Source organism: Amycolatopsis sp. NPDC039088 (genome assembly GCF_055598845.1).
This window is the reverse complement of sequence record NZ_JBVKAE010000009.1, coordinates 1-25,420: the sequence shown is the minus strand read 5'-3', so window position 1 is coordinate 25,420 and position 25,420 is coordinate 1. Positions and strand designations below refer to the sequence as shown.

26 protein-coding genes are annotated in these 25,420 nt (G+C 68.2%); 15 read left to right on the top strand and 11 right to left on the bottom strand.

The features are described 5' to 3' along the window. Nucleotides 1-83: 83 nt before the first annotated feature. The gene (locus tag ACZ7KI_RS13615) at nucleotides 84-878 is read right to left on the bottom strand and encodes an enoyl-CoA hydratase-related protein (RefSeq protein ID WP_465504762.1); all 795 of its coding nucleotides are present in this window, start codon (nucleotides 876-878) and stop codon (nucleotides 84-86) included. Between the two features lie 195 nt (nucleotides 879-1,073). On the opposite strand from ACZ7KI_RS13615, the gene ACZ7KI_RS13610 reads away from it, so the two are divergent. Together ACZ7KI_RS13610 and ACZ7KI_RS13605 are read left to right on the top strand one after the other, a co-directional pair. Further along, nucleotides 1,074-1,241: a DUF3117 domain-containing protein gene (locus ACZ7KI_RS13610; RefSeq protein ID WP_005155393.1), complete on the top strand. Its 168-nt coding sequence runs from the start codon at nucleotides 1,074-1,076 to the stop codon at nucleotides 1,239-1,241. Between the two features lie 90 nt (nucleotides 1,242-1,331). Further along, the gene (locus ACZ7KI_RS13605) at nucleotides 1,332-2,807 is read left to right on the top strand and encodes a leucyl aminopeptidase family protein (RefSeq protein WP_470273456.1); all 1,476 of its coding nucleotides are present in this window, start codon (nucleotides 1,332-1,334) and stop codon (nucleotides 2,805-2,807) included. A gap of 7 nt (nucleotides 2,808-2,814) precedes the next feature. Here ACZ7KI_RS13605 and ACZ7KI_RS13600 read toward each other — a convergent pair whose 3' ends face one another. After that, nucleotides 2,815-3,426 (bottom strand): phosphatase PAP2 family protein, encoded by a 612-nt coding sequence (locus ACZ7KI_RS13600; protein ID WP_470273455.1) that lies wholly within the window; start codon nucleotides 3,424-3,426, stop codon nucleotides 2,815-2,817. Between the two features lie 69 nt (nucleotides 3,427-3,495). Further along, on the bottom strand, nucleotides 3,496-4,380 hold the full coding sequence (locus ACZ7KI_RS13595) for a LysR family transcriptional regulator (protein WP_470273660.1): 885 nt from the start codon (nucleotides 4,378-4,380) through the stop codon (nucleotides 3,496-3,498). 105 nt (nucleotides 4,381-4,485) lie between these two features. On the opposite strand from ACZ7KI_RS13595, the gene ACZ7KI_RS13590 reads away from it, so the two are divergent. Continuing rightward, nucleotides 4,486-5,850, top strand: a complete 1,365-nt coding sequence (locus tag ACZ7KI_RS13590; protein WP_470273659.1) for an MFS transporter — start codon at nucleotides 4,486-4,488, stop codon at nucleotides 5,848-5,850. A gap of 663 nt (nucleotides 5,851-6,513) precedes the next feature. Here the strand turns inward: ACZ7KI_RS13590 and ACZ7KI_RS13585 are convergent. Continuing rightward, nucleotides 6,514-7,167 (bottom strand): O-methyltransferase, encoded by a 654-nt coding sequence (locus tag ACZ7KI_RS13585; protein WP_465504766.1) that lies wholly within the window; start codon nucleotides 7,165-7,167, stop codon nucleotides 6,514-6,516. Between the two features lie 198 nt (nucleotides 7,168-7,365). Here ACZ7KI_RS13585 and sigE point away from each other — a divergent pair, with 198 nt between their 5' ends. Next, nucleotides 7,366-7,965, top strand: a complete 600-nt coding sequence (sigE, locus tag ACZ7KI_RS13580) for an RNA polymerase sigma factor SigE (RefSeq protein ID WP_016331450.1) — start codon at nucleotides 7,366-7,368, stop codon at nucleotides 7,963-7,965. Then, nucleotides 7,962-8,672: an anti-sigma factor family protein gene (locus ACZ7KI_RS13575; RefSeq protein WP_470273454.1), complete on the top strand. Its 711-nt coding sequence runs from the start codon at nucleotides 7,962-7,964 to the stop codon at nucleotides 8,670-8,672. Before sigE ends, ACZ7KI_RS13575 begins: the two co-directional genes overlap by 4 nt. A 9-nt stretch (nucleotides 8,673-8,681) precedes the next feature. Here the strand turns inward: ACZ7KI_RS13575 and ACZ7KI_RS13570 are convergent, their stop codons facing one another. Then, complete coding sequence (locus ACZ7KI_RS13570) at nucleotides 8,682-9,326, bottom strand: LppU/SCO3897 family protein (RefSeq protein WP_470273453.1); 645 nt, start codon at nucleotides 9,324-9,326, stop codon at nucleotides 8,682-8,684. A 161-nt stretch (nucleotides 9,327-9,487) separates the two neighbouring features. On the opposite strand from ACZ7KI_RS13570, the gene ACZ7KI_RS13565 reads away from it, so the two are divergent. Then, a complete protein-coding gene (locus ACZ7KI_RS13565; RefSeq protein WP_470273658.1) occupies nucleotides 9,488-11,029 on the top strand; it encodes a S1C family serine protease in 1,542 nt (513 codons plus the stop codon). A gap of 55 nt (nucleotides 11,030-11,084) precedes the next feature. Then, nucleotides 11,085-11,516 (top strand): Sec-independent protein translocase protein TatB, encoded by a 432-nt coding sequence (gene tatB / locus ACZ7KI_RS13560; RefSeq protein WP_470273452.1) that lies wholly within the window; start codon nucleotides 11,085-11,087, stop codon nucleotides 11,514-11,516. A 125-nt stretch (nucleotides 11,517-11,641) separates the two neighbouring features. On the opposite strand, the gene ACZ7KI_RS13555 is transcribed toward tatB, so the two are convergent. The 4 genes from ACZ7KI_RS13555 to ACZ7KI_RS13540 are packed head-to-tail and all read right to left on the bottom strand — an operon-like array spanning nucleotide 11,642 to nucleotide 15,561. Then, nucleotides 11,642-12,787, bottom strand: coding sequence for an Mrp/NBP35 family ATP-binding protein (locus tag ACZ7KI_RS13555; RefSeq protein ID WP_470273451.1), 1,146 nt, complete (start codon nucleotides 12,785-12,787; stop codon nucleotides 11,642-11,644). Next, on the bottom strand, nucleotides 12,784-13,305 hold the full coding sequence (locus ACZ7KI_RS13550; protein WP_470273450.1) for a DUF1003 domain-containing protein: 522 nt from the start codon (nucleotides 13,303-13,305) through the stop codon (nucleotides 12,784-12,786). Before ACZ7KI_RS13550 ends, ACZ7KI_RS13555 begins: the two co-directional genes overlap by 4 nt. Further along, nucleotides 13,298-14,605 (bottom strand): magnesium transporter MgtE N-terminal domain-containing protein, encoded by a 1,308-nt coding sequence (locus ACZ7KI_RS13545; protein ID WP_470273449.1) that lies wholly within the window; start codon nucleotides 14,603-14,605, stop codon nucleotides 13,298-13,300. The genes ACZ7KI_RS13550 and ACZ7KI_RS13545 overlap by 8 nt, the downstream gene beginning before the upstream one ends. A gap of 44 nt (nucleotides 14,606-14,649) precedes the next feature. Then, a complete protein-coding gene (locus tag ACZ7KI_RS13540) occupies nucleotides 14,650-15,561 on the bottom strand; it encodes an aminoglycoside phosphotransferase family protein (protein WP_470273448.1) in 912 nt (303 codons plus the stop codon). An 88-nt stretch (nucleotides 15,562-15,649) separates the two neighbouring features. On the opposite strand from ACZ7KI_RS13540, the gene ACZ7KI_RS13535 reads away from it, so the two are divergent. Then, nucleotides 15,650-16,507 carry a slipin family protein gene (locus tag ACZ7KI_RS13535; protein ID WP_470273447.1) on the top strand — a complete coding sequence of 286 codons (858 nt, stop codon included), beginning with the start codon at nucleotides 15,650-15,652 and terminating at the stop codon, nucleotides 16,505-16,507. Nucleotides 16,508-16,553: 46 nt separating this feature from the next. Here ACZ7KI_RS13535 and ACZ7KI_RS13530 read toward each other — a convergent pair whose 3' ends face one another. Both ACZ7KI_RS13530 and ACZ7KI_RS13525 read right to left on the bottom strand, forming a co-directional pair. Beyond that, complete coding sequence (locus tag ACZ7KI_RS13530; protein WP_470273446.1) at nucleotides 16,554-17,204, bottom strand: DUF4190 domain-containing protein; 651 nt, start codon at nucleotides 17,202-17,204, stop codon at nucleotides 16,554-16,556. 49 nt (nucleotides 17,205-17,253) lie between these two features. After that, on the bottom strand, nucleotides 17,254-17,610 hold the full coding sequence (locus ACZ7KI_RS13525) for a DUF4190 domain-containing protein (protein ID WP_465504777.1): 357 nt from the start codon (nucleotides 17,608-17,610) through the stop codon (nucleotides 17,254-17,256). Between the two features lie 222 nt (nucleotides 17,611-17,832). Between ACZ7KI_RS13525 and ACZ7KI_RS13520 the strand changes: the two genes are divergently transcribed. The 7 genes from ACZ7KI_RS13520 (at nucleotide 17,833) to ACZ7KI_RS13490 (ending at nucleotide 25,097) form a co-directional block, all read left to right on the top strand. Next, nucleotides 17,833-19,029: an acyl-CoA dehydrogenase family protein gene (locus ACZ7KI_RS13520; protein WP_410605431.1), complete on the top strand. Its 1,197-nt coding sequence runs from the start codon at nucleotides 17,833-17,835 to the stop codon at nucleotides 19,027-19,029. Between the two features lie 269 nt (nucleotides 19,030-19,298). Beyond that, nucleotides 19,299-19,904: an OmpA family protein gene (locus ACZ7KI_RS13515; RefSeq protein ID WP_470273445.1), complete on the top strand. Its 606-nt coding sequence runs from the start codon at nucleotides 19,299-19,301 to the stop codon at nucleotides 19,902-19,904. Nucleotides 19,905-20,036: 132 nt separating this feature from the next. Beyond that, nucleotides 20,037-20,552, top strand: a complete 516-nt coding sequence (locus ACZ7KI_RS13510) for a YflT domain-containing protein (protein ID WP_470273444.1) — start codon at nucleotides 20,037-20,039, stop codon at nucleotides 20,550-20,552. Between the two features lie 248 nt (nucleotides 20,553-20,800). After that, entirely contained in the window at nucleotides 20,801-22,123 is a 1,323-nt protein-coding gene (locus tag ACZ7KI_RS13505) for an ABC transporter substrate-binding protein (protein ID WP_470273443.1), read from the top strand. Next, nucleotides 22,120-23,070 carry a carbohydrate ABC transporter permease gene (locus ACZ7KI_RS13500; protein ID WP_470273442.1) on the top strand — a complete coding sequence of 317 codons (951 nt, stop codon included), beginning with the start codon at nucleotides 22,120-22,122 and terminating at the stop codon, nucleotides 23,068-23,070. Before ACZ7KI_RS13505 ends, ACZ7KI_RS13500 begins: the two co-directional genes overlap by 4 nt. Further along, complete coding sequence (locus ACZ7KI_RS13495) at nucleotides 23,070-23,912, top strand: carbohydrate ABC transporter permease (RefSeq protein WP_470273441.1); 843 nt, start codon at nucleotides 23,070-23,072, stop codon at nucleotides 23,910-23,912. The genes ACZ7KI_RS13500 and ACZ7KI_RS13495 overlap by 1 nt, the downstream gene beginning before the upstream one ends. 3 nt (nucleotides 23,913-23,915) lie before the next feature. After that, the gene (locus ACZ7KI_RS13490; protein ID WP_470273440.1) at nucleotides 23,916-25,097 is read left to right on the top strand and encodes an ABC transporter ATP-binding protein; all 1,182 of its coding nucleotides are present in this window, start codon (nucleotides 23,916-23,918) and stop codon (nucleotides 25,095-25,097) included. The last annotated feature ends 323 nt before the right edge of the window (nucleotides 25,098-25,420 follow it).

Below are 25,420 nucleotides of genomic sequence, written 5' to 3'. Positions count from 1 at the left end.
GTATCGGTCCCGAGAGTGCTAGGAAAGGTCCTTTCCTCGCAAATTTTGCAAGGAAAGGACCTTTCATTGCACGCCGTGAGGGGTTACTTGCCCTGGAAGTTCGGCTTGCGCTTACCCACGAACGCCTCGACGGCCTCCGTGTGGTCGGCCGTCGCGCCGAGCGCGGTCTGGGCCTCGTCCTCGGCGGCCAGCGCGGCTTCGAGGGACGACTCGGCCGCCACCGACAGGACGTTCTTGATCTTCGCGTACGCGACCGTCGGGCCCGCCGCGAGCTTCGCGGCGACCTTCTGCGCGCGAGCCGCCAGTTCCTCGTCGGGGACTACCTCGCCGACCAGGCCCAGCGTCAGCGCCTCGGCCGAGTCGACCGTGCGCGCCAGCAGCATCAGCTCGGCCGCGCGGCCGAGGCCGATCAGCCGCTGCAGCGTCCACGACGCGCCCGAGTCCGGGCCTAGGCCGACGTTCGCGAACGCCATCAGGAAGTTCGCCGACGTCGCCGCGATCCGGAGGTCGCTCGCGTAGGCGAAGGCCGCGCCAGCGCCCGCCGCGGGACCGTTCACCGCCGCGATCACCGGCTTCGGCATCCCCACGATCGTCTTGACGATCGGGTTGTAGTGCTCCTTGACCGTGTGTAGCGGGGCGGGATCACCCGCTTGCAGCAGCCCGACGTGCTCCTTCAGATCCTGCCCGGCGCAGAACGCCTTGCCCGAACCGGTCAGCACGACCGCGCGGACGCTGTCGTCGGCCGCGGCTTCGGTCAGGCCCGCCAGCAGCAGCTCCTTGAGTTCGACGGTCAGCGAGTTGTACGCCTGCGGCCGGTTCAGCGTGAAGGTGCGCACGCCATCGGCGTCGGCGGTCAGCAGAACGTCGGATGTGGTCACGGGATCTCCTAGTCGGCGAAACTGCGGTCTGGGGGAAGTCTTTCAGCCTCGCGAGCCGCATACCAGCACCGATACGGCGGCAAAAGATCGGTCCGCGTTCGCGCTCGGCCGCTGATGAGGGACAATGGACAGTAGACCCGGCTGGCTTTGACGAGCGCGACCCGGGCGCGCCGGTTGAGACGGAGGGAGCACGCTATGGCGGCCATGAAGCCCCGGACCGGAGATGGTCCCCTCGAAGTGACTAAGGAGGGGCGGGGCCTCGTGATGCGCGTACCACTCGAGGGTGGTGGGCGCCTCGTCGTCGAACTCTCCGCGGAAGAAGCGAAGGATCTCGGCGCGGCCCTGCAGGAGGTCACCGGCTGAGCCGGACCGCACCTACGTTCAACCACCCGCACCCCGGTCTCCCTTCGGAGGCCGGGGTCGCGGTTCATCTGCGCCCGGAGGTCGCTCACTGTGCGTAACCCGCTACCCCCCGTTCCGGGGAAGCTGCTCGAACTCGAGGTCTCGGCCGATCCGCGGCGCGGTACCCCGCTGGCCACGCTGATCGCGGCGCCGTCCGAAGAGGACGGTGACGCCGGCCTCGAGGAGATCGGCGGCGTGCGGCCCACCGGCAAGGCCGGTGACGTGCAGACCGTGCCGACCGGCGGCACCCGCTGGCTGGCCGGCGTCGGCGAGGGCGAACCGCGCCACTACCGCAAGGCCGGTGCCGCGCTGGTCCGCGCCGTCTCGGCGGCGCTGGACGAAGACGTCAAGGCGGGGCAGAAGGCGTTCCGCGCCTTCGCCGTCGAACTGCCCGAAGACGCCGGTGCCGAGCACGTCGAGGAGTTGGCGTTCGGGCTGCTGCTCGGCGGCTACCGGTTCGCGGTGACGGCCGACGAACCGAAGCCGAGCCCGCGGACAGTCCGGTTGCTCACCCGCCACGAGCGCGCCGTGCCCGCGTACGAGAAGGCACTGGAGCGGGTCCGCGAACTCGCCGCGGCCGCCTCGTTCGCGCGCGATCTGGCGAACGCGCCTTCGAACGTCAAGACGCCCGCCTGGCTCGCCGACACCACCGCCCGCGTGGCGGGCGGCATACCGAACCTGACCGTTTCCGTGCGGGACGAGAAGTGGCTGGCGGAGCAGGGCTTCGGCGGCGTCCTGGCCGTCGGTGGCGGCTCGGCCGCGCCGCCCCGGCTGATCGAGCTGGAGTACCGGCCGCGCGGGGCGACGACGCATCTGCTGCTGGTCGGCAAGGGCATCACCTTCGACACCGGCGGTCTCTCGATCAAACCTGCCGACGGCATGCACCTCATGCGCACCGACATGGCGGGCGGCGCGGCGATCATCGCCGCCGTCCGCGCGATCGCCGCGCTGCGCCTGCCGGTCAAGGTGACCGGGCTGGTGCCCGCCGCGGAGAACCACGTGTCCGGCTCGTCGTACCGGCCCGGCGACATCGTCCGGCATTACGGCGGCAAGACGACCGAAGTGGGCAACACCGACGCCGAGGGCCGCATGGTGCTGGCCGACGCGCTCGTCTACGGCATCAAGAAGCACAAGCCGGACGCCGTGATCGACGCGGCGACGCTGACCGGTGCGATGAAGGTTTCGCTCGGCGTCCGCACCGGCGGCGTGTTCGCCACCGACGACGCGCTCGCGGAGCGGGTCACGAAGGCGGGCGAGCGGGTCGGCGAGGCGTGGTGGCGGATGCCGCTGCTGGAGGACCTGGCCGAGACCGTGCAGGGCTCGCTCGGCGACGTCCGGCAGGCGCCCGGTGGCCCCGGCGGCATCGTCGCGGCGCTGTTCCTGCGGGAGTTCGTCGGTGACGTGCCGTGGGCGCATCTCGACATCGCCGGACCCGCGCGGGCCGACAAGACCTACGCGGACGTCGTGCCCGGAGCCACCGGTTTCGCGGCGCGGACGCTGGTCGAACTGGTCGCTTCCTACGCCTGACCTGCGGTTACCTGCGGGGCGGGAGCAAGGGACCTTTGCTATCGCCCCGCACCGGCACCCGCGGTATGGGCTGGGTCGGGGCGTCACCCGCGTGCGCGGTGAGGCGGCGGGCGAGCCCGGTCGCGGGGCCGGTCAGGAACCGGATCACGAGCCACGCCGTCACCGCGCCGAGCGCGAATCCGGCGAGGACGTCGTGCGGATAGTGCGCGCCGACGAACACCCGGCTGAAGCCCATCAGCAGGGCGCCCGAGAGCACCCACGGCGCGAGGCGCCGCCAGGTCAGTGCCAGTCCGACGGCGGCGGCCGCGGCGATCGTGGAGTGATTGCTGGGGAACGACCAGTCGTCGAGCGGCGGGCAGTGGACGAGCGTGACGAGGTTCCGGCAGGGCCGGTCCTCCTGGAGCACGCTCTTCACCCCTTCGCTGATCAGGTACGCGATCGCGGTCGCGGCAGGCGGCAGCAGCGCCACGGCGATCCGCACAGGCGAAGTGCGCGCCCTCCACGACATCCAGGCGAAGAGCGCCACGAAGGCGAGCAGTCCTGCTTCGGTGAACAGGATCGCCGCCGCCTTGAGCCAGCTGGGGCTCTCACCCGCCAACTCCACGATGTCGTCGTACATTCACCCGAAGTTAGCGAAAACGTCGCGCCCACGGGATGGACGAACGGCAACCATCGACCCTGACGATCGTCACCGGGGCTGAGCGCGGACCCGCTCCCGGAATCGCGCGACCGCCGGTGGCAGGACGACGTCCTTGCGCCACGCCAGTCCGATGGTCCGTCCGACCGGCGGCACCAGCGGGACCTCGGCGACGCCCGCCGGGCTGCCGGGTTCGAAGCGGGGGAGCAACGCCACCCCGAGCCCGGCCGCGACCAGTCCGCGCACGGTGTCGGACTCCTGCCCTTCGAAGGCGATCTTCGGTTCGAAACCGGCCGCGGCGCACAGGTCGTCGGTGATCGTCCGAAGGCCGTAGCCGGTCTCGAGGAGGACGAATTCCTCGTCCTTGAGGTCTTCGATGGCGGCGCTCGGCTGGTCGGCGAGACGGTGCGACGTCGGAACGGAGAGGAAGATCTCCTGCTCGGCGAGTACGGCGGTGTCGAGGAGCGGGTCGTCGACGGGGGCGGGCGCGAGCAGCGCGAGGTCGAGTTCGCCGCTGGTCAGCCTGTCGACCATGTCCTGCCGTGAGCCTTGGACCAGTGTGAAGCGCACGTGCGGGTGGTCCGCGCGGTAGCCGCGGAGCAGCGTGGGGACCAGCGACCGGCCGAGCAGGTGCAGGAAGCCGAGGACGATGTGGCCCGATTCGGGGTCGACCTCTTCCCGGGCTTGGCGGACTCCGGTGTCGACGGCGGCGAGGGCACGTTCGGCGGCGTCGGCCAGCAGTTCCGCGGCGCGGGTGAGCCGGATGCCGCGGCCGTCGGGGACGGTCAGCGGGGCGCCGAGCGCGTCGCCGAGCGCCGAGATCCGGCGGCTCACGGTGGGCTGCGGGACGCCGAGCAGTTCGGCCGCGCGTGTGACGTTCGTCGTGCGGCGGAGTGCGGTGAGGAGCGCGAGCTGAGGAGCTAGCTGGGCAGTCATCCTTTCATTCAGCATGGTATCGATTGTGACAGATGAACGTATTAGACGTATTGGTTAGCAAGACTTAGCTTCGGGAACGTGCCTGCAACCGGAACCACACGCCGCGTGACGATCGCCGTCGCCGCGGCCGGGATCTCCTCGTTCGCCCTGCTCTACGCGCCACAGCCGGTGCTGCCGCAGCTGGCCGAGCAGTACCACCTCGATCCCGGCGGCGCTTCGCTCGCGGTGAGCGTCGCGACCGGCGCGCTCGCGATCGCCGTGCTGCCCATCGCGGCGCTTTCCGAGGTCGTGGGGCGGCGTCCGGTGATCATCGCTTCGGTGGTCGCTTCGGTCGTGTTCGGTTTTCTGCTTCCGCTGGCGCCCAGCTATCCGGCGCTGCTAGTGCTGCGGGCGCTTCAGGGCGTCGCCATCGCGGGGTTCCCCGGAGTGGCCGCGGCCTACCTCGCGGAACGGCTCGGCAAGGCCGGGCTCGCGGCGGCCGTGGGCGCGATGATCGCCGGGAACACCGTCGGCGGGATGGTCGGCAGGCTCGCGGCGGGGTTCACGGCCGGGCCCTTCGGCTACCACGGCGCGCTGATCGTCGTCGCGGTGATCGGGCTGATCTGCACGGTGGTCACGGTGCTGGCCCTGCCGCCGGGGGAGCAAGGGACCTTTGCTATCACTTCTGGGGATCGTCGCAGGTCAGCGGTGCTGCGCGAGCAGGGCAGGACGGTCCTGGCCGGGCTCGGCGCGGCCGTTCGCAGGCCGGTCCTCCTGGTCCAGTACGCCGTCGCGCTCCTGGCGATGGGCTCGTTCGTCGCGCTCTACAACGCCGCCGGATTCCGGCTGACCGGCGAGCCGCTGGACCTCTCACCCGCGATCGCGTCGCTGGTCTTCCTCGCCTACGCGATGGGCTCGGTCTCGTCGGCGACCGCGGGCAAGCTCGTCGGCCGCTTCGGACGTCGCCGGTCGCTCGCGGGCGCTTTGCTGCTCACGATCGCCGGAGCGGCGCTGACGCTGCCCGATTCGCTGCCGCTCGTCATCGCCGGGTTCGTCGTGCTGACCGGTGCCTTCTTCGCCGCTCACGCCGTCGCCAACGGCTGGGCCGCCGCGGAGGCGCCCGAGAACGCCCGCGGTCAGGTCGGCGGGCTCTACACGCTTTCGTACTACCTCGGCAGCAGCGTCGGCGGTGCGGCCGGGGCGACCGTCTACGGGCACGCGGGCTGGACCTGGCTGATCGCCCTCACCGCCTGCTGGCTGGCGCTCGCGGTGGCCGCCGTGGTCGTGGCGGTCCCCAGGTCCGTGAAGGCCTCCTTCCCTACCCTCAAAGTCAGGGTCTCGGCAAAGTCGCGGTCTTGCAGGTCAGGCGACTATTCCTGCACTGTCACGGGCCGCGCACCAGTGGCGGAGCTTGATCAACGGAAGATCAGGGACACTCGATGTCCCCGATCTTCCGTTGATCAAGGTCGAGCCGGGGTAGGGCAGGCCTGATCCTGGACACTAGCGGGCTTCAGTGTCCACAAGGGACACCGCCAGCCGATCGACTGTCCGATTGATGCCGCTATATACGTTTCCGTGCGGAGTCGTGAGTGTTAATGAGGGTTATTGAGGGGTAAGGCAAAGGTGGCGTGGTGGGTGGTAAGTCCGTGAAGGCCTCCTTGAGGGACTCTGGGTCCCTCAAGGAGGCCTTCACGGACTTCAAGACGGGACGTTGATGTCACAGCCGTCCCACTGTCACCAGGGATCACGCCTGACGGTAGTGAAGGGCTCCTTCACTACCGTCAGCGTAGGCAAGGAAGCCTTCACCACCAGGGAAACGCGTAGGCAGCAGCGACCACAGCCCGCGACACGACACGTTTGACTTACCCCTCAATAGAACGACCCACATCACTCACGACCCCCTCGTCAAACCCCGCAACTCGCCCAAATCGGGCACGTTTGTCCCGAGAAGTGTCCCTTATGGACAGTCGGGAGCCAGGTGAGGCCCCTTTTACGTGAACCCGCTCCCGCCGGGTCCACCACGACACGTTCGCCTTGACCCGCGCTAGTAATGGAGCCGACCAGCAGTTATGCGACTTTGCCGGGACCCTGCCTTGATAGTAGGGAAGGAGGCCTTCACGGAACGCGTCTGAGGGCGATAGCAAAGGTCCCTTGCTACGCGATCGCGGCGACCAGCAGCCCGCCGCCGACCGGCAACAGCGCCGGAACCAGCCGCTCGTCCTCCCGGAAGGCCCGCGCGACCTCGCGCAGCGCCAGCGTGTCCGGATCGCGCCGTGAGGGATCCGTCACCCTGGTACCCGAGACGTTGTGGAACGCCAGTATCCCGCCGGGCCGAAGCAGCGCGACGGCCTTCTCGTAGCAACTCGGGTACTCGATCGGCGCCGAGTCGACGAACACCAGGTCGTAGCCGCCGGGGGTGAGCCGGGGCAGGACGTCGAGCGCGCGGCCCATGATCAGCCGCGTCCGCCCCGGCGGATAGCCCGCCTCACGGAACGCCGCCCTCGCCGCCCGGTGGTACTCCGGTTCGATGTCGATCGAGGTCAGGATCCCGTCGTCGACCATGCCCCTGAGCAGGCACAACCCGCTCACTCCCGCCCCGGTCCCGACCTCGACGACGGCCTTCGCGCGCAACGTCGTGGCGAGGAAACGCAAGGTCGCGCCGGCGCCCGCGCTCAGCGGACCGCACCCCAGATCGGCCGACCGCGCCCGCGCGGTGGCCAGAACCTCGTCGTCGGGGTGGTACCCATCGACGATGAGGCCGACGTCGGCGGTCTCGGCAGGCGAGCCCGCATGCGTCCCGGAATTCACACGCGGAGGTTAGCGCTGCTTATCGACAAAAGAGCGAAGACTCCCTGGTACCGACTTCTCAGCCTCCTCTCAGTCCAGTCTCACTAGAAACATAAGCAGGCCGGACAGACTGGTCCTCGACAACGGGAACACCGTGCACATCGCCCGCGTTGGGTGGAGTAGTTGGGAGAGACGCTGATGGAGGTGCCTACTTCCCCGATGCAGGAAACGATGCAGGACCAGCACGCGGACCAGGTCACACCGGTGACCGTGGACGAGGCCGCATGGACGCCGCCGTCGTGGGACGAGGTCGTGCGTGAGCACGCCGACCGCGTGTACCGGCTGGCGTACCGCCTGACCGGTAACGCCCACGACGCCGAGGACCTGACGCAGGAGACCTTCATCCGGGTCTTCCGCTCCCTCGCGTCCTACAAGCCCGGCACGTTCGAAGGCTGGCTGCACCGCATCACCACGAACCTCTTCCTCGACATGGCCCGCCGCCGCTCGCGCGTGCGGATGGAAGGCCTCCCCGAGGACACCGACCGCATCGTCGGTGACGACCCGAGCCCCGAGCAGGTCTACTCGGACACGCACCTCGACCCGGACCTGCAGGCCGCGCTCGACGAGTTGCCGCCCGAGTTCCGTGCCGCGGTCGTGCTGTGCGACGTCGAAGGTCTCTCGTACGAGGAGATCGGCGCCACCCTCGGTGTCAAGCTCGGCACCGTGCGCAGCCGGATCCACCGTGGCCGCCAGGCGCTTCGCGCTTCTTTGGAGCGTCGTCGCGCCGCGGCGCAGGAGTCTGCGAAGGTGGGGGTATGACCGCACCGCGAGGTTGGGGGCTCCCCGAGTCGCATCTGCTTCCTGACGCCATCGTCGCCTTCGTCGACGGCGAGCTGTCCCTCGGCGCCCAGGACAGGGCGTCGGCACATATCGCCCGCTGCCAGTCGTGCGCGGCCGAAGTCGCGGCGCAGCGGCAGGCCGTCACCGCCGTGCGACAGGCCGGCGCCCCGTCGATGTCGGCGGGTTTCCTGGCGAGCCTGTGCTCCATCCCGCAGAACACCGAACTTCCCAGCGCGCCGGACAATCTGGCGATGACCGCGGACGGTCAGCTGGTGGCCATCCAGCGGCCCGACAGGGTCGCCGGGCTGCGCGACACCGGCGCATTGGGCGGCGGCGGGGTCTTGGGAGGCAGTGGGGTTTTGGGAGGCCGAGCGCCGTTGGGATCATCGGCCCCACTGGGCCAGTCGCCGAACGTCCTCGGCGGCGGGCGTTTCGGCCTCGCGCGGCGCAAGTACGCGCAAGGCGCCGGCGTCGTCGTTTCGGGTCTGGTGCTGAGCGCCCTGGCCCTGGTCGCGACGTCGGGTGACGGCACCGAAGACCAGCAGGGTCCCTCACCGGTGCCCCCGCAGGGCGTCAACGCCGGTCTGCTGCCCGCGCAGCTGGGCGGCGGCCGCTCCGAACCGCCGCGCAGCCCCTCGCCGAGCCCGAGCACGTCGACCGCACCCGTGCCTGTGTCAGCCCGCTGATCTGCTTCGTCAGGGTTTGACGAAGCAGATCGTCGCGCTCTTGAACTGCGTAGTCCCGTAGCTGGCGTAGGAGATGACCTCCTTGGTGCCTTCCGCGCACGGACTGGTCGCCACGCTCATCTTCGGGAAGACCTCGCTGATCCTCAGTCGCGCCGAGCCACAGTCCTTCAGCGGCGGCGGTGTCTTGGTGTTGATGTCGTCGAAACACAATCCGACCTTGGCGTTGATCGCCAGGCACAGGGCGACGCCGTCCCCGCGCACCGGCCTCGGGACGGCGTACTTGTAGAAACCGTCCTTACAGTCCCAATCGCCCTTGTCGATGCCGGTGAGGCTCACCGCGTAGGGCGCTTGCGGCGAGTCACACGGTGTCTTGACCGCGTCGGCCTCCTTGCCGGATCCGGTCAGCACGACGCAATCGCCCTCGGTGAGGCTTTTGGCCTGCTTCTCCGGTCCGGCAGCCGCCTTCATCACCAGGATGAGGCCGATCCCGCCGCCGACCACGACGAGCGCGGCGACGAGCAGCAACACTTTCACCTTGGTGGACAAGCCCTTTTTCTTGGGCGGCTGCTGCGGCCAGCCCTGCTGCTGGGGCCATTGCTGCTGCTGTTGCCACTGCTGTTGAGGCGGGAATTGTCCCCCGTGATTCTCCGACATGCCCGTTAGACTGCCAGACGTGGGACACGGTTGCCTAAAGTGTCACACTTGTTGGCCGATCCGGGGAATCAACGCGCACTTCACCGTGGTCACGGCAGAATCAAGGGCGAGGCTTGGCGTACTCTCGCGTCCGGCCAACCAGATCTCAGCCCCGGGGAATGATGACCGAGCAGCCGAACGCGAATCCGCAGCAGCCTGGTGACCCGGCGGGGGATCGGCTGGCGCCGCGCCCGCTGGCCCGGCCCGCCGTCGATCCGGCGCAGGCGGCCACGTTCGGCAGGCCGCACGGCGTCGACGGTGCCTTCGACAAGCTGTATCAGCCCGGAACGAACGGGCAGGCCACGCCGGGCCTGAACCTGGCGCCGCCCACCCCGGAATCGCTCGCCGAGGCCTTCCGCCGCCCACCGGGCGCCGAAGGTGTCGTGCTGGAGCGGCCGCACGGGTCCAATGGCTCCGAACCGTCCGGCAACGTCGCTGAAGGCCCGCTCTGGACCACTACGTCGGATCCGTGGCGTGACCCCACCTCCGGCGCGGTACTCGCCGGTCCCGCCGTGCAGGCGGACTCGGAGGAGGAGAAGGACGCGAAGCGCCCGCAAGGCGCGCTGTTGAGCCTGCCGGAAGTCCTCTTCGGGCGGCGGGTGCAGACGAAGGCGCTGGCGATGCTCGCGGCCGTCGCGCTGGTCATCGGCGCCGCCGGCGGGCTGATCGGCTGGTGGTTCGCCGACACCGGCACCGAATTGACCGGTGAGGCCAGTATTTCCGAGGCCGACGCCGCCAAGGAGCGTCCGGCGGGCTCGATCGCGGACATCGCCCACCGGGTGGCGCCCGCGGTGGTCTCGCTCGAGGTGTTCAAACCCGGCGCCGACGCCGGTCAGCAGGGCTCCGGCGTCGTCATCGACACCCAGGGTTACGTGCTCACGAACGAACATGTCATCTCGGCCGCGACGGCCGACTCGGCCACCAAGATCACCGCCGTCTTCGTCGACGGCAAACGCGTCGAGGCGAAGGTCGTGGGCTCCGACCCGAAAACCGACCTGGCCGTGGTGAAGGTCAACGTCGAGAACCTGACGGCGCTGCAGGTCGGGAAGTCGTCCGACCTGGCCGTCGGCGATGCGGTGATCGCCGTCGGTTCGCCGCTGGCGCTGCAGAACTCGGTCACCGCCGGCATCGTGAGCGCGCTCAACCGCCCGGTGACCGCGGGTGGCGACGGCGGCAGCGCGCCGGTGATCTACGAGGCCATCCAGACCGACGCCGCGATCAACCACGGCAACTCGGGCGGCGCGCTCGTCGACGCGACCGGTGCGCTGGTCGGGATCAACTCGGCGATCCGCTCGTCCAGCGCCGAGGGCGGCAGCATCGGCATCGGCTTCGCGATCCCGAGCGACTACGCGGTGAAGATCGCGAAAACACTGATCAGGGACGGAAAGGTCGTCCATCCCGACATCGGCATCAACGCTTCGTCGACCGTCGCGGGGTCCAACACCATGGGCGCCCAGGTCCGCAACGTCGCCCCCGGCGGCCCCGCCGCGGCGGCCGGGATCAAGGAAGGCGACGTGATCACCGAGGTCGGCGGGCGGCTCGTCCGCGACTCGGCGGAACTGCTCGTCGCGGTCCGCGCGCGCGATGTCGGCGAAGTGGTCCCTGTCCGGCTTGTCCGGGATGGGTCGTCACTCGTGGTGGACGTGAAACTGGCCTCGGACTAGCCGGTCCAGCCGGGTACCCTGAACGGGGAAGACGCCGAGGCGGAGGTTCACACAGGTGTTCGAGAGTGTCGGCTGGGGCGAGATCCTCATCATCGTCGTCGCGGGTCTTTTCATCCTCGGTCCGGAACGGCTGCCCGAAGCGGCGTCGTGGCTGGCCAAGAGTGTCCGCAAGGTCCGTGATTTCGCGACCGGGGCCAAGACGCAACTGCGTGAGGAAATGGGCCCGGAGTTCGACCAGTTGCGCAAGCCGCTGGAGGATCTGCGAGGCCTGCGGAACTTCGACCCGAAGCGGGTCGTCACCCAGCACCTGTTCGACGGTGACCCTGATCCGTTGGGGCTCAAGGACGTCAACGGCACCAACGGCACCGCCAATGGCGCGAACGGTGCCAACGGCGCCGCCAAGCCCAACGGCTACCCGGCGACCACCGCGCAACCCGAGCCGCTGAAGCCGGGAGAGCGCCCGCCGGTCGACCCCGACGCCACCTGACCCTGACGCCCTACTTTCCGCGTTTAGTCCTCTAAATGCGTTCCTTGCACGCGCAACTACCGCAGTTAGTCCTCTACTCGCGTGGCTTGCGCCCGCAAGTAGAGGACTAAACGCGTGAAGAGGGGTCAGCGGCCGGCGGGAGTGACGTTCAGCATCATCCCGGCCAGCCCGCGTGCCCGGACGGTGAGCTTCTTCGCCGTCTCCTTGAGCACGAGAGACGCCGGGGCGTCCGGCTCCGCCAGCACGATCGGCGTTCCCCCGTCGCCGTGGGTCACCACGCGCGGGTCCATCGGCACCTGGCCGAGCAGCGGCACGGGCGAACCGACCGACTTCGACAGCGAGTCGGCGACGGACTGCCCGCCACCGGAGCCGAAGATCTCCATCCGCCCGCCGTCGGGCGTTTCGAGCCACGACATGTTCTCGATGACGCCCGCGATCCGCTGCCGCGTCTGCAGCGCGATCGCGCCCGCGCGTTCGGCCACCTCGGCGGCCGCCTGCTGCGGGGTGGTGACGACCAGGATCTCCGCGTTCGGGATCAGCTGCGCCACCGAGATCGCGATGTCGCCGGTGCCCGGCGGCAGGTCAAGCAGCAGGATGTCCAGATCGCCCCAGAACACGTCGGCGAGGAACTGCTGCAGCGCGCGGTGCAGCATCGGCCCGCGCCACACGACCGGCGTGTTGCCCGGGGTGAACATGCCGATCGAGATGACCTTCACGCCGTGCGCCTGCGGCGGCATGATCATGGTGTCGACCTTGGTCGGCTTCTCGTGTGTGCCCAGCATCCGCGGCACCGAGTGGCCGTAGATGTCCGCGTCCACCACGCCGACGGAAAGCCCGCGCTCGGCCATCGCCGCCGCGAGGTTCACCGTCACCGACGACTTGCCGACGCCGCCCTTGCCGGACGCGACGCAGTAGACCCGCGTCAGCGAACCCGGCTGCGCGAAGGGGATCACCGGTTCCGTGGCGTCACCACGCAGTGATTTTCGCAGTTCCGTGCGTTGCTCGTCGTTCATCACGTCGAGCTCGACCCGGACGTCGTTGACGCCGGGGAGCTTCGCGACGGCGTCGGTCGTGTCCTTGGTCAGCGTCGCCTTCAACGGGCAGCCGGCGACCGTCAGGTAGATCCCGACGGTGACCACACCGTCCGAGCCCACCTCCACGCCCTTGACCATGCCGAGGTCGGTGATCGGTTTCTTGATCTCCGGGTCGTACACGGCCTTCAGCGCGGTGCGGACATCGTCGACGCTGGGGAGTTGCTGCGTACTGGTCACACGTCCATGTTACGTACCGGTAGGGCGCGGTCGGGTTTGGCCTTGCGCGGCTTGGCGTCAAGATCCTGTCGGAGACGGTCGAGTTCGCCCCGCAGGAAGTCGCGGGTGGCGACCTCGCCGAGCGCGATCCGCAGCGACGCCAGCTCCCGCGCGAGGTATTCGGTGTCCGCCTTGGTCTGCTCCGCCCGATTCCGGTCTTCCTCCAGCGAGACGCGGTCGCGGTCGTCCTGCCGGTTCTGCGCCAGCAGGATGAGCGGCGCGGCGTAGGCGGCCTGCGTCGAGAACGCCAAGTTCAGGAGGATGAACGGATACGGGTCCCAGCGCAGTGACACCGCCGCGATGTTCAGCACGATCCAGACGATGACGGTCAGTGTCTGCCAGAACAGGTATTTGCCGGTGCCGAGGAACCGCGCGACCCGTTCGGTGAGCCTGCCGAAGGTGTCCGGGTCGATGTTGACCCTGAACCGGCCTTGGCCGCGGGGCTGGTCCAGCCGTCGCCCGGACGTCAGTTCAGGCACGTTCGGCCTCCTCGCTTTCTTCGATGGTCTCGCCGGTGACGTCGTGCAGCCCGGTCTCGCGCCAGTCCTCCGGCAGCAGGTGATCGAGCACGTCGTCGACGGTGACCGCGCCGAGCAGGTGGTCCTCGGCGTCCACGACCGGGCCGCAGGTGAGGTTGTAGGCGGCGAAGTAGCGGGTGACCTCGGACAACGTCGCCTTCGGCCGCAACGCGGGCAACTGGGTGTCGACAGCGCTCGCCACCATCTCCGCGGGTGGTTCGCGCAGTAGCCGCTGGAAGTGGACGACGCCGACGAAGCGCCCGGTCGGCGTCTCCGTCGGCGGACGGCTCACGAAGACCATGCTCGCCAGCGCGGCGGGCAGGTCCGCGTTGCGGATGTGCGCGAGCGCCTCCGCGACCGTGGCGTCCGGCGTCAGTACCACCGGCTCGGGTGTCATCAACCCGCCCGCGGTGTCGGAGGAGTACTCCAGCAGCCGTTTCACCGGCGCGGACTCCTCGGGTTCCATCAGCTCCAGGAACCGGCTCTGCTCGGCGGGCGCCAGTTCGGCCAGCAGGTCGGCGGCGTCGTCGGGGTCCATCGCTTCGAGGATGTCGGCGGCCCGTTCCTCGGCGAGGTAACCGAGCAGTTCCTTCTGGTCGTCCTCGGGGAGTTCCTCGATGACGTCGGCGAGGTGCTCGTCGTCCATCGCGTCGGCGACCTCGTGCCGCCGTTTCAACGGCAGATCCCGGACGGTGGCGGCGACGTCCGCCGCGCGCATGGTGTCGAACAGCATCAGCAGCTGCGCCGCGCCCTGGGTCTGGCCGGTCAGGTCGGTGAGCCCCAGCCCGGACACCTCCGCCCACGGCAGCACCTGCATCGGCGCGCGACGCCTGCCGAGACCGAGCCTGCTCGACCGCTCGCGGATCGCGAGCTTCGCGAGCACCCAGTCCCGGGTCCGCGTCGGCTCCATGGCGGCGTCGACGACGGTGACGCGGGTTTCCGAGCCCGCGAGCGTGGCGTGCGCGTCGAACAGCTGCCCGACCACCAGTACTTCGTTGGGGCGCTGATGGAACCGGCGCATGTTGACCGACCCGGTGGCGAGCGTGATGGCGGTGGGCTCGATCGAGGTCACGCGCAACATCGGCACGAACACGCGCCGTCGCGTCGTCAGCTCGACCACGATGCCCAGGATCCGCGGCGGCTGCTGGTCGAGCCGGAGGCCCGCCACCAGATCCCGTACCTTGCCGATCGATTCGCCGTCAGGTCCGAAAACCGGCAAACCGGCCAGCTGAGCTGCGAATACCCTGTTCACGGCTGCCATGTCCGAAGGTTATCGGCTCCCGGGCCGGGGGACGATTCGTGTGATCATCGCAATGCCCACGCGGCGATCTCCGGGACGGTGGCGTAGGCCGGATCTTCGGCGATGCTCTCCGGCGGGGTGCCCTCGGCGAGGTCTTCGTGCAGCCAGATCCAGTTCTGCACCGCGCGGACGAGCGTCCACGCCCGCGTGCGTTCGGCGTCCAGGCCGGCCGCCGCGGTGAACCAGCTGATCTTGTCGTCCATTGTGGACTCGTTCGCGCGGTTCCAGAGTATCGAGATCGCGCCGAATTCGAGGTCGCCCGAGAGCGGCTTCGGGTCGATCACCAGCCACGGCTCGCGTTCGCCCGCCAGGACGTTCTCGAAGTGCAGGTCCTCGTTCACCATCAGCTCACCGGCGTCCGGCCCGAGGTTCACGCAGATCTCCACCGCCGCGTCGAGGAACTTCCGCTCGAACGGCTCGCCGAGTTCGCTCCAGGTCTTCGGGAGTTCGGTCACCAGTTCCTCGGCTTCTGCGCGAAGGGATCGCCGCAGCGCTTCGGGGGCCGGGACGGCCAGCCGTCGCGCGAGCGCGCCGACGGTCTCGACGGCCTCCTGGATCGGCTCGGTTTCGAGTGAGCGGGTGGCGTCGAGCCGCTCCAGGAGCAGGACGCCGTCCTCGGGAACGTTGTCGTACATCAGCACGGCACCCCGACCGGCCCATGTGGACAGTGCGAGCGGTTCGTCGTCGGATTCCTCGTGCGGCCAGCCGAGTTTGAGGATCGCGGGGCTGCCGTCGGGCCGCCGGACGGGCTGGGCAACGCCGACGAAGCCGTGCATGGCCTCGCCGTCGTAGCCGAGCTCCCATTTGCGGGTGTACTTCTCGGCGAGGAAGGGCAGGGAGTCGAGCCATTCGGCGGCTCCGGGGCCGAGGTCGGCGGCGCGGTCGAGGAACTTGGGCGGGATCTTGAAACCGGTCACGGACTCACCTTGGCAGGCCTGTCCAGCCTGTTTCTTCTGTGACCTGCCGGGCGTACCGTGAAGAGCGAGAACAACCCCGGGAGCAGCCATGGTGGTGGAGATTCTCAGTGCGGTCGTCGTCGCGGGCGGTGCGTGGCTCGCGGCCAGCCTTCGTGTGGTGAAACAGTACGAACGCGGCCTCGTGTACCGGTTCGGGCGGGTGCGCCCGAACCTCCGGCAGCCGGGGCTCGCGCTGCTGGTGCCGTTCGCGGACAGACTGCAGAAGGTCAACATGCAGATAATCACCATGCCGATCCCCGCGCAGGACGGCATCACCCGCGACAACGTCAGCGTGCGGGTCGACGCGGTCGTGTACTTCAAGGTGATCGATCCGGTGCTGGCCGCGGTGAACGTGCAGGACTACCGCTCGGCCGTCGGCCAGGTCGCGCAGACTTCGCTGCGGTCCATCATCGGCAAGAGCGAGCTGGACGACCTGCTGTCCAACCGCGAACGGCTCAACGAGGGCCTGGAGCTGATGATCGACAGCCCGGCGCTGGACTGGGGTATCCACATCGACCGCGTCGAGATCAAGGACGTCGCGCTGCCCGAATCGATGAAACGCTCGATGTCACGCCAGGCCGAAGCCGAACGCGAGCGGCGTGCGCGGGTCATCTCGGCCGATGGTGAACTACAGGCGTCGTACAAGCTCTCGCAAGCGGCCGCGACCATGGCCGACACCCCGGCGGCGATGCAGTTGAGGCTGCTGGAGACGGTCGTGCAGGTCTCGGCGGAGAAGAACTCGACGCTGGTCCTGCCGTTCCCGGTGGAGCTGCTGCGCTTCCTCGACGCGAACACGCCGAAGCAGGGGGCGCCGCCTTCGGCCGCTTCAGGTGCTTCGGCTTCGGAGGCCAACGGTCAGGTCGCGCCGGCGCCTCGCGAACCGGACGACGCGGCACCGCGCCCCTGAGGCGATAGCAAAGGTCCCTTGCTCTCTTCCCGCGGGTCCGCCGCGGTCAGTCCAGCTGGCCGTTCATGCCGAGGATGATCAAAGTGCCGAAGAAGCCCGCGTACAGCGCGATGACGACGTAGGCGATGATCACCGCCGCGAGCGCCATTCCGCGTCCGCCCGCCTCGCCGCGGTTCGCCTTCGCCAGCCCGATGTGTCCCAGGATCAGCCCGACGATCACGGTCACGAACGAGCAGATCCCGACGAGCGAGCACACCAGCCCGGCGATCGCCATGCCGTTGTCCTGCGAGCGGCGGGGCATCGATGCCGCATACGGGTTGTACGGCGGGTAAGAGACCATCGGCGGAGGCGCGGGCGCGTACTGAGGCACAGGCGCGTACACCGGAGAAGCCGAAGTGTCCGGAGCCGCGAAGGCGGGCTGGACCGGTTCGGCGGTCAGCGGGTCGATGGCCTGCGCGTACGGCTCCGGCGGAGCGGGAGGCGGTTCTTCGGCGGGCTTGGCCTCGAACGGTGCGGGCGGCTCGAACGGCGGGGGCAGCTCGAAGGGCGCGGGCGGCTGGAACCGCTGTGGTTCCGCGGACGACGGGCTCGACACCGTTTCGGACGCGGAAGTCGGATCCGAGAACGCGGTCGAGTCGGTGTAGGACGACGTCGAGTCGTTCGTCGACGGAGTGTCCTGCGAGTCGGAACTGCTCATCCGGTTGGCCCCCTGGTTCGTGCGGGACACCACCGTATCCGGGAACGGCTCACGAGACGCCCGCGGCACCGATCGCCAGCACCACGAAAACGAACCACAGGATGACCGGGATCAGCCACAGCGCGGTGACCACGTAACCGACGACCATCCCGGCCTGCGCCAGGCCCTGGCCGCCCGCTTCACCGCGCTTGGCCTTCGACAGCGCGATGTGCCCGAAGACGATCCCCAGTATCGCCGGGAAGCACATGACCAGCCCGATCAGCGAGCACACCAGCGACGCCACCGCCATGCCCTGGTCCGGCGGCCGCAGTGCGCCGTAGGGCTGCCCGTAGTACTGCTGCGGAGGCTGATACGGCTGGAGACCGTAGGGCTGCTGCTGCCCATACGGGTCGTGTGGATTCGTCATGCGGGTCCCCTCGTCGGCTCCGGACCGTACCGTCAGGGGAACAGACGCCTGGAAGCGCGCGGGCGTTTCCTGTTCAGCGGAAAGCCCCGTGCTTCGCGGTAGTGCCATGGCCACGGATGGCGTACGCGTGACTGCGCTCATAGCGAGGTCCCCGGCCAGGCGTCATACTCACCGGTAACCCAGCGCCGGGAGCCCGGTGCGCGCGAATTTTAGGGAGCAGCGATGGCTCGCCTCGCCCAGACCGCCGGCTTGACCGACGTGCAGTCCGAAATCCTGGCCACGGTCCGCCAGTTCGTGGACAAGGAGGTCATCCCGCGCGCGCAGGAGCTCGAGCATTCCGACACCTATCCCACCGACATCGTCGAGGGGATGAAGGAGATGGGCCTGTTCGGGCTCACCATCCCGGAGGAGTACGGCGGCCTCGGCGAATCGCTGCTGACCTACGCGCTCGTGGTCGAGGAGATCGCGCGCGGCTGGATGAGCGTTTCCGGGGTGATCAACACGCACTTCATCGTGGCGCACATGATCTCCCGGCACGGGACGCCGGAGCAGAAGCAGCACTTCCTGCCGCGGATGGCGACCGGTGAGGTCCGCGGTTCGTTCTCGATGTCCGAGCCGGATCTCGGTTCCGACGTCGCCGCGATCAAGACCCGCGCCCGCAAGACCGACGACGGCTACGTCATCGACGGCTCGAAGATGTGGCTGACCAACGGCGGCAGCTCCAACCTGATCGCGCTGCTCGTCAAGACCGACGAAGGCGCCGAGAAGGCCCACCAGAACCTGACCACGTTCCTGGTCGAGAAGCCCGAGGGCTTCGGCGAGGTCGCTCCCGGCCTCACCATCCCCGGCAAGATCGACAAGATGGGGTACAAGGGCGTCGACACCACCGAAGCCGTTTTCGACGGCTTCAAGATCGGCGCGGACAAGGTCCTCGGCGAGGCCCCTGGCAAGGGCTTCGCGTACATGATGGACGGTGTCGAGGTCGGCCGGGTCAACGTCGCCGCGCGCGCCTGCGGGATCGCGATCCGCGCGTTCGAACTGGCGGTGGAGTACGCCCAGCAGCGCAAGACCTTCGGCAAGGCGATCGCCGAACACCAGGCGGTGGCGTTCAAACTCGCGGAGATGGCCACCAAGGTCGAGGCCGCGCACCTGATGATGGTCAACGCCGCCCGGCTCAAGGACTCCGGGGAGCGCAACGACGTCGAAGCGGGTATGGCGAAGCTGATCGCGAGCGAATACTGCGCCGAGGTCACCCAGGACTCGTTCCGCATCCACGGCGGCTACGGCTATTCGAAGGAATACGAGATCGAGCGCTTGATGCGCGAGGCGCCGTTCCTCCTCATCGGCGAGGGCACCAGCGAGATCCAGAAGACCATCATCAGCCGAGGTCTGCTGCGGGAGTACAAGAGCCGCAGTTAGCCCCTCGGCTGGGGTAACCCGGACCGGCGAAGAATCATTCAAGATTTCCGGGGCCGGTTCAGCGCGCTCGAGTGCTTTTGTTCACCCAAGGTGTCATTCGCGTCGTGGTGACGAACTGATCGTGGGGTTTGAACCGGGATGACACCGGACCGGGACACCCGGGGTGACATTTCCCGGTCTTCCCCGTCTTGTCCTGCGCCTTTTCCCGATTTTCGCCGCCCTCGCGTCCGGCGTACGTTCCGGCTGAACGTGCTTACGGAGGAGGGAAAGTGAATCGACGGACAAGGATCAGTGGAATCGCCCTCGCGGCTTTCGCGATTCTGACCGTCGCCGGATGCGGCGACGACAACAAGGACAATGGCGCCGCGGCGGCATCGTCCGCGGCGAGTTCCGCGGCGTCCGGCCAGAACGGCATGCCGGGCGACGGGGCCCAGAACGGCGACGGGGCCCAGAACGGCGATGGCAAGAACGGTGACGGCCAGAACGGCCAGAACGGTGATGGCCAGAACGGGCAGCCGGACGCCGCGGCCGTGCAGGGACTGCAGACCAAACTCGACGAGGTCCTCAAGGCCTCGCCGGTGCGGTTCTCGCCGCAAAGCGCCGAGCTGACCGACGAGGCGAAGGCGACGCTCAAGAAGGTCGCCGAAGCCGCCGCCGCGGTGCCCGCGGTCAAGGTCGCGGTCGACACGCACGCGGGCTATCCCGACGCCGCCAAGGCGACCGAGCTGTCGCAGCAGCGGGCCGACGCCGTCAAGAAGGAACTCGCCGACGGCGGGCTCGCGGCCGACCGGATCAAGGCCGAAGCGAAGGGCAGTGAGGGCGTCGACGGTGACGACGCCAAGGCCATGACCGTGGAGGTCAAGGCCGCTCAGTAGCCCCGCCGTCAAAGCCCGGCCCCCTTCGGACGTTACACCCGTCCGGAGGGGGCCTTCTCTCGCCCGATCAGCTGGTTCGCGCCGCGCGCCCGTCCTTGAGAAGATGGACCGGGACGGGCGAGAGGTGATTACTTGAGTGCTCCCTTTGGCGGAGGTGGCGGGGCGGCGGGTGGGCTGCCCAGGCTGCCGACACCGCCTTCCGGCTGGCCGATCGGTTCCTACGCGACGTACGGCGAAGCCCAGCAAGCCGTCGGATTCCTCGCGGAGAAGGAGTTCGGGGTCACCGACGTGACCATCGTCGGCGTCGACCTGATGCTCGTGGAGCGCGTCGTCGGCAGGCTGAGCTGGGGCCGGGTGCTGGGCACCGGCGCGGTGTCGGGCGCGTGGTTCGGCCTGATCATCGGGCTGCTGCTCGGCATGTTCAACAACCAGGGTTTCGCCTGGCAGCCCATGATCGGCGGGGTCGTGCTCGGTGTTCTGGCGTGGACGGTCTTCGCGGCCATCAGTTACAGCATGTCCCGCCGCGACTTCTCCTCCGCGAGCCAGCTGGTCGCCGGCCGCTACGACGTGCTCTGCCAGCCACGTTCGGCCGAACGCGGCCGCGAACTCCTCGCCCAGCTCGCGTTGGGCGGCCGTTCCACCGGGTGACCCGGGAACCGGACCACGGACATTCGGCGGTACTGATTCACCTGTTCGCCGCGCGATCCGCTGAATCGTTACCGATACTGCTTGCGGGCGGTGATCGCCCGGAATAGGTTGCACAACACCAGTCGGGCGGTCGCGTACTCCAGCGTGTCCGCCCGAGCACTAGCACGTCGGGGTGCTGGCGCGCGGCTTCTTCAACGCGTCCTAGTGCCGCCACATCCCGGGCGTGCGCGCGGGTGAGGGAGGCCCTCATGGGGAAGAGGATGAGCGCGAGCCGGAGGGGCCGCTCACCGGGCCGCGCCGGCGCGCTGCTCGGCGCGACAGCGCTGACGGCGGGCCTGTTGGCGGGCTGCGGGGCACCAGCCGGGCTCAAGATCAATGTCTATTACGCGCCCGAAGACAACTTTCAGTCCGTTGTGGACGATTGCACCAAGGCCTCGGGCGGGCGCTACGAGGTCGTCTACAACAAACTCCCGCGACCGGCCGACGGCCAGCGGGAGCAGATGGTCCGCCGACTGGCGGCTGGGGATGATTCACTCGACGTACTGGGGTTGGACGTCACCTGGGTCTCCGAGTTCGCCGAGGCGGGCTGGGCCGAGGAATGGACGGGCCAGGCGAAGGCCGAAGCGACCGCCGGTGTCCTGCCGGGGCCGCTCGAAACCGCCACGTGGAACGGAAAGCTCTACGCGGCGACCAAGAACACCAACGTCCAGCTGCTCTGGTACGACGACAGGCTGACGCCGAATCCGCCGAAGACCTGGGACGAGATGATCCAGCAGGCCCAGGCGCTCAAGGCACAGGGCAAACCGGCGAACGTCGTGTTCACCGGCGCGCAGTACGAAGGCCTCGTCGTCATCTACAACACCCTCGTCGAGTCGGCGGGCGGCAAGATCCTTTCCGACGACGGCAAATCGGTCGTGATGGACGAGGGCGCGGTCAAGGCGCTCGAGATGCTCAAGAAGGTCACCACGGCCGGGATCACCGACGCGTCGCTGACCAACTCGAAGGAGGACGAGGTCCGCCAGTCGTTCCAGCGCGGGAACGCCGCCTTCGAACTGAACTGGCCGTTCGTCTACGCCTCCTACGCCAAGGAGAAGAAGAACGACCTGCAGCACTTCAAGTGGACCACCTATCCGGAGCTCGAACCGGGCAAGCCCGCCAAGACCACGATCGGTGGCTACAACCTGGCGGTCAGCTCGGCCTCGAAGCACAAGGCCGAGGCCTACGAAGTCGCGCTGTGCCTGCGCAACGAGAAGAACCAGAAGTTCTCCGCGCTCAAGGACGGTGTCCCGCCGACGCTCGAATCGCTCTACACCGACACGGCCCCGCTCGACCCGACCGCGGCCGTCGGCGACGACAACCCGAGCATGGACACGAAGTACCCGATGCGGGAGACGATCCTGGACGCGCTCAAGGACGCCGCGGTGCGCCCCTTGACCCCCGCGTACCAGAACACTTCGACCGTGTTGTCGAAGGTGCTTTCCCCGCCTTCTGAAATCGATCCGCAGAAGACGGCGGAGAAGCTGCGGGAGCAGCTCGCCGAAGCGCTCCAGTCGAAGGGAGTGATCCCGTGACCGTGCAGGAAACCGCCGGTTCGGCGACCAAGGCCGAACCGGGCAAGAAGACCAAACCGGTGCTCAGCGAAGGAAAGAAGGCCGAGCGCAGGCTCGGGCTCTGGCTGTGCGCTCCGGCGGCGTTCGTGATGATCGCCGTCACCGGGTACCCGATCGTCTACTCGATCTGGCTTTCCCTGCAGCGCTATGACCTCCGATTCCCGGCGCGGCAGGAGTTCGTCGGCCTCGAGAACTACGTCTCGGTGCTGTCCAACGAATACTGGTGGACCGCGTTCGGGACGACGATGGGCTTGACCGTCGTTTCGGTCGCGATCGAGCTCGTCCTCGGGATGGGTCTCGCGCTGATCATGCATCGGACGCTGGTCGGCCGGGGTCTCGTGCGGACGGTCGCCTTGATCCCGTACGGCATCGTGACCGTGGCCGCGGCGTTCTCCTGGTACTACGCCTGGACACCGGACACGGGCTATCTCGCCAATCTGTTCGCGCCGGATTCCGCGCCGTTGACCCAGTACTGGCCGTCGCTGGCGATCATCGTGCTGGCCGAGGTGTGGAAGACGACACCGTTCATGGCGTTGCTGCTGATGGCGGGGCTGGCGCTGGTGCCGGACGATCTGCTGAAGGCGGCGGCGATGGACGGCGCGACGGCGTGGCAGCGGTTCACCAAGGTGATGCTGCCGGTGATGAAGCCGGCGATCCTGGTGGCTTTGCTGTTCCGCACCCTGGACGCGTTCCGCATCTTCGACAACATCTTCGTGCTCACCAATGGCGCGCAGGACACGTCGTCGGTCTCGATGCAGACCTACAACAACCTGGTCAAGGGGCTGAACCTCGGGATCGGGTCGACGATGGCGGTGCTGATCTTCATCACGGTGGCGATCATCGCGTTCATCTTCATCAAGGTGTTCGGCACGGCCGCACCCGGCAGTGAAAATGGGGGTAAGCGCTGATGGTGATGGGTGGAGCGGTCACTTCCGGCCGCAAACTCAAGTGGGGCCTGGTCGACATCCTGGTCCTCGTCTTCGCGCTGTTCCCGGTGCTCTGGGTGGTTTCGCTTTCGTTCAAGACCAAGGAGACCTTGGACGACGGGAACTTCATCCCGTCGGAGTGGACGTGGCAGAACTACGCGGACATCTTCGCGACCACGGAGTTCATCCGGGCACTGGTGAACTCGATCGGGATCGCGATCATCGCGACGGTGATCGCGGTCGTCCTCGGCACGATGGCGGCGTACGCGATCGCGCGGCTGGACTTCCCCGGAAAGCAGCTGCTGGTCGGGATGTCGCTGCTGATCGCGATGTTCCCGCAGGTGTCGCTGGTGACGCCGTTGTTCAACATCGAACGTGAGCTGGGGCTGTTCGACACCTGGCCAGGGTTGATCCTGCCGTACATCACGTTCGCGCTGCCGCTGTCCATCTACACGCTTTCCGCGTTCTTCCGCGAAATCCCGTGGGAGCTGGAGAAGGCGGCGAAGATGGACGGCGCGACCCCGGGGCAGGCGTTCCGGAAGGTGATCGCGCCCTTGGCGGCGCCAGGGGTGTTCACCACCGCGATCCTGGTGTTCATCTTCTGCTGGAACGACTTCCTGTTCGCGATCTCGCTGACCTCGACCGAGTCCTCGCGGACGGTCCCGGCGGCGTTGTCGTTCTTCACGGGGTCCTCGCAGTTCGAAGACCCCACCGGGACGATCTCCGCGGCCGCCGTGGTGATCACCGTCCCGATCATCTTGTTCGTGTTGTTCTTCCAGCGTCGCATCGTGGCGGGGCTGACGTCCGGTGCGGTGAAGGGCTGACCCATGGCTGAAATTGTTCTCGAGAAGGTGTCGAAGAAGTACCCGGACGGCGCCCTCGCGGTGTCCGAAGTGGACATCACGATCGCCGACGGTGAGTTCATCATCCTGGTCGGTCCCTCCGGCTGCGGGAAGTCGACCACGCTGAACATGGTCGCCGGGCTGGAGGACATCTCCTCCGGCGAGCTGCGGATCGACGGCGAGCGCGTCAACGAACGGGCGCCGAAGGACCGTGACATCGCGATGGTGTTCCAGTCCTACGCCCTCTATCCGCATATGAGCGTGCGGGAGAACATGGCGTTCCCGCTGCGGCTGGCCAAGGTCGACGACAAGATCGTGCGCGCGAAGGTCGAAGAAGCCGCGCAGATCCTCGACCTGACCGGGCATCTGGACCGCAAACCGGCGAACCTCTCCGGTGGGCAGCGGCAGCGTGTCGCGATGGGGCGCGCGATCGTCCGTAACCCCAAGGCGTTCCTGATGGACGAACCACTGTCCAATCTGGACGCTAAGCTGCGCGGTCAGATGCGGACCTCGGTGTCCAAGATCCAGAAGCAACTGGGCACGACGACGCTCTACGTCACGCACGACCAGACCGAGGCGATGACCCTCGGCGACCGGGTCGTCGTGCTGCGGGGTGGCCACGTACAGCAGATCGGGTCGCCGCAGTTCCTTTACGACAACCCGGCGAACCTGTTCGTGGCCGGGTTCATCGGCAGCCCGTCGATGAACTTCGTGCCGGCGACGCTGGAGAACGGCATCGCGCGCAGCGCGCTGGGCGACATCCCGCTCACCGACCGGGTGCGACGGCTGGCCGAGGCCGCCGACGCGCCGCGCGAGGTCATCGTCGGCATCCGGCCGGAGCATTTCGAGGACGCCGCGCTGATCGAAGCCGCCGCTCGCGAGGGCGGGACGACGTTCACCGCCCACGTCGACGTCCTCGAGTCGATGGGTTCGGAGAAGTTCGCGCACTTCTCGGTCGAGGGGGAGGTCGCGTCGTCGGCCGACCTCGCGGATCTCGCCGCCGACAGCGGCTCCGCGGACGTCCCGGGTGCCGAGTCGCAGATCGTGGCCCGGCTCTCCGCGTCGTCCTCGGCCGCGGAGAACCAGAATGTCGAGCTCTGGTTCGACGCGGACAAGATCAAGCTCTTCGACGGGGCCAGCGGCAAGAACCTGACCTACACCGAGTAGGCCGCCTCTCCTGGAAGCGCGTGAAGGCCCCCTTCCTTGCGTCTAGCGCAAGGAAGGGGGCCTTCACGTAACCAAAGCACGCGAGTCACGCCTTGCCGAAGTACATGAAGGCACTCTTCCTTGTGTCTAGCGCCAGGGGCCCGGCAAAGTCGAGTGTCCGATTGATGCTGATATGTACGTTTCTGCGTGGGGTCGTGAGTGTTAATGAGGGTTATTGAGGGGTAAGTCTGAACCGCCCCGGGTTTGATGGAGGCTCCATCGTGTGAGTGAGGATGGAGTTATGGGCCGGTCTTCGAGGCATCCGCGTGAGGTGCGTGAGCGTG

Bases quoted from the DNA above. Each gene is read 5' to 3' on its own strand.
- ACZ7KI_RS13610 (WP_005155393.1), top strand. From the start codon at position 1,074: ATGGCGGCCATGAAGCCCCGGACCGGAGATGGTCCCCTCGAAGTGACT.
- ACZ7KI_RS13600 (WP_470273455.1), bottom strand. From the start codon at position 3,426: ATGTACGACGACATCGTGGAGTTGGCGGGTGAGAGCCCCAGCTGGCTC.
- ACZ7KI_RS13595 (WP_470273660.1), bottom strand. From the start codon at position 4,380: ATGACTGCCCAGCTAGCTCCTCAGCTCGCGCTCCTCACCGCACTCCGC.
- sigE (WP_016331450.1), top strand. From the start codon at position 7,366: ATGCAGGAAACGATGCAGGACCAGCACGCGGACCAGGTCACACCGGTG.
- ACZ7KI_RS13575 (WP_470273454.1), top strand. From the start codon at position 7,962: ATGACCGCACCGCGAGGTTGGGGGCTCCCCGAGTCGCATCTGCTTCCT.
- ACZ7KI_RS13570 (WP_470273453.1), bottom strand. From the start codon at position 9,326: ATGTCGGAGAATCACGGGGGACAATTCCCGCCTCAACAGCAGTGGCAA.
- ACZ7KI_RS13565 (WP_470273658.1), top strand. From the start codon at position 9,488: ATGACCGAGCAGCCGAACGCGAATCCGCAGCAGCCTGGTGACCCGGCG.
- ACZ7KI_RS13545 (WP_470273449.1), bottom strand. From the start codon at position 14,605: ATGGCAGCCGTGAACAGGGTATTCGCAGCTCAGCTGGCCGGTTTGCCG.
- ACZ7KI_RS13535 (WP_470273447.1), top strand. From the start codon at position 15,650: ATGGTGGTGGAGATTCTCAGTGCGGTCGTCGTCGCGGGCGGTGCGTGG.
- ACZ7KI_RS13530 (WP_470273446.1), bottom strand. From the start codon at position 17,204: ATGAGCAGTTCCGACTCGCAGGACACTCCGTCGACGAACGACTCGACG.
- ACZ7KI_RS13525 (WP_465504777.1), bottom strand. From the start codon at position 17,610: ATGACGAATCCACACGACCCGTATGGGCAGCAGCAGCCCTACGGTCTC.
- ACZ7KI_RS13520 (WP_410605431.1), top strand. From the start codon at position 17,833: ATGGCTCGCCTCGCCCAGACCGCCGGCTTGACCGACGTGCAGTCCGAA.
- ACZ7KI_RS13505 (WP_470273443.1), top strand. From the start codon at position 20,801: ATGGGGAAGAGGATGAGCGCGAGCCGGAGGGGCCGCTCACCGGGCCGC.
- ACZ7KI_RS13495 (WP_470273441.1), top strand. From the start codon at position 23,070: ATGGTGATGGGTGGAGCGGTCACTTCCGGCCGCAAACTCAAGTGGGGC.
- ACZ7KI_RS13490 (WP_470273440.1), top strand. From the start codon at position 23,916: ATGGCTGAAATTGTTCTCGAGAAGGTGTCGAAGAAGTACCCGGACGGC.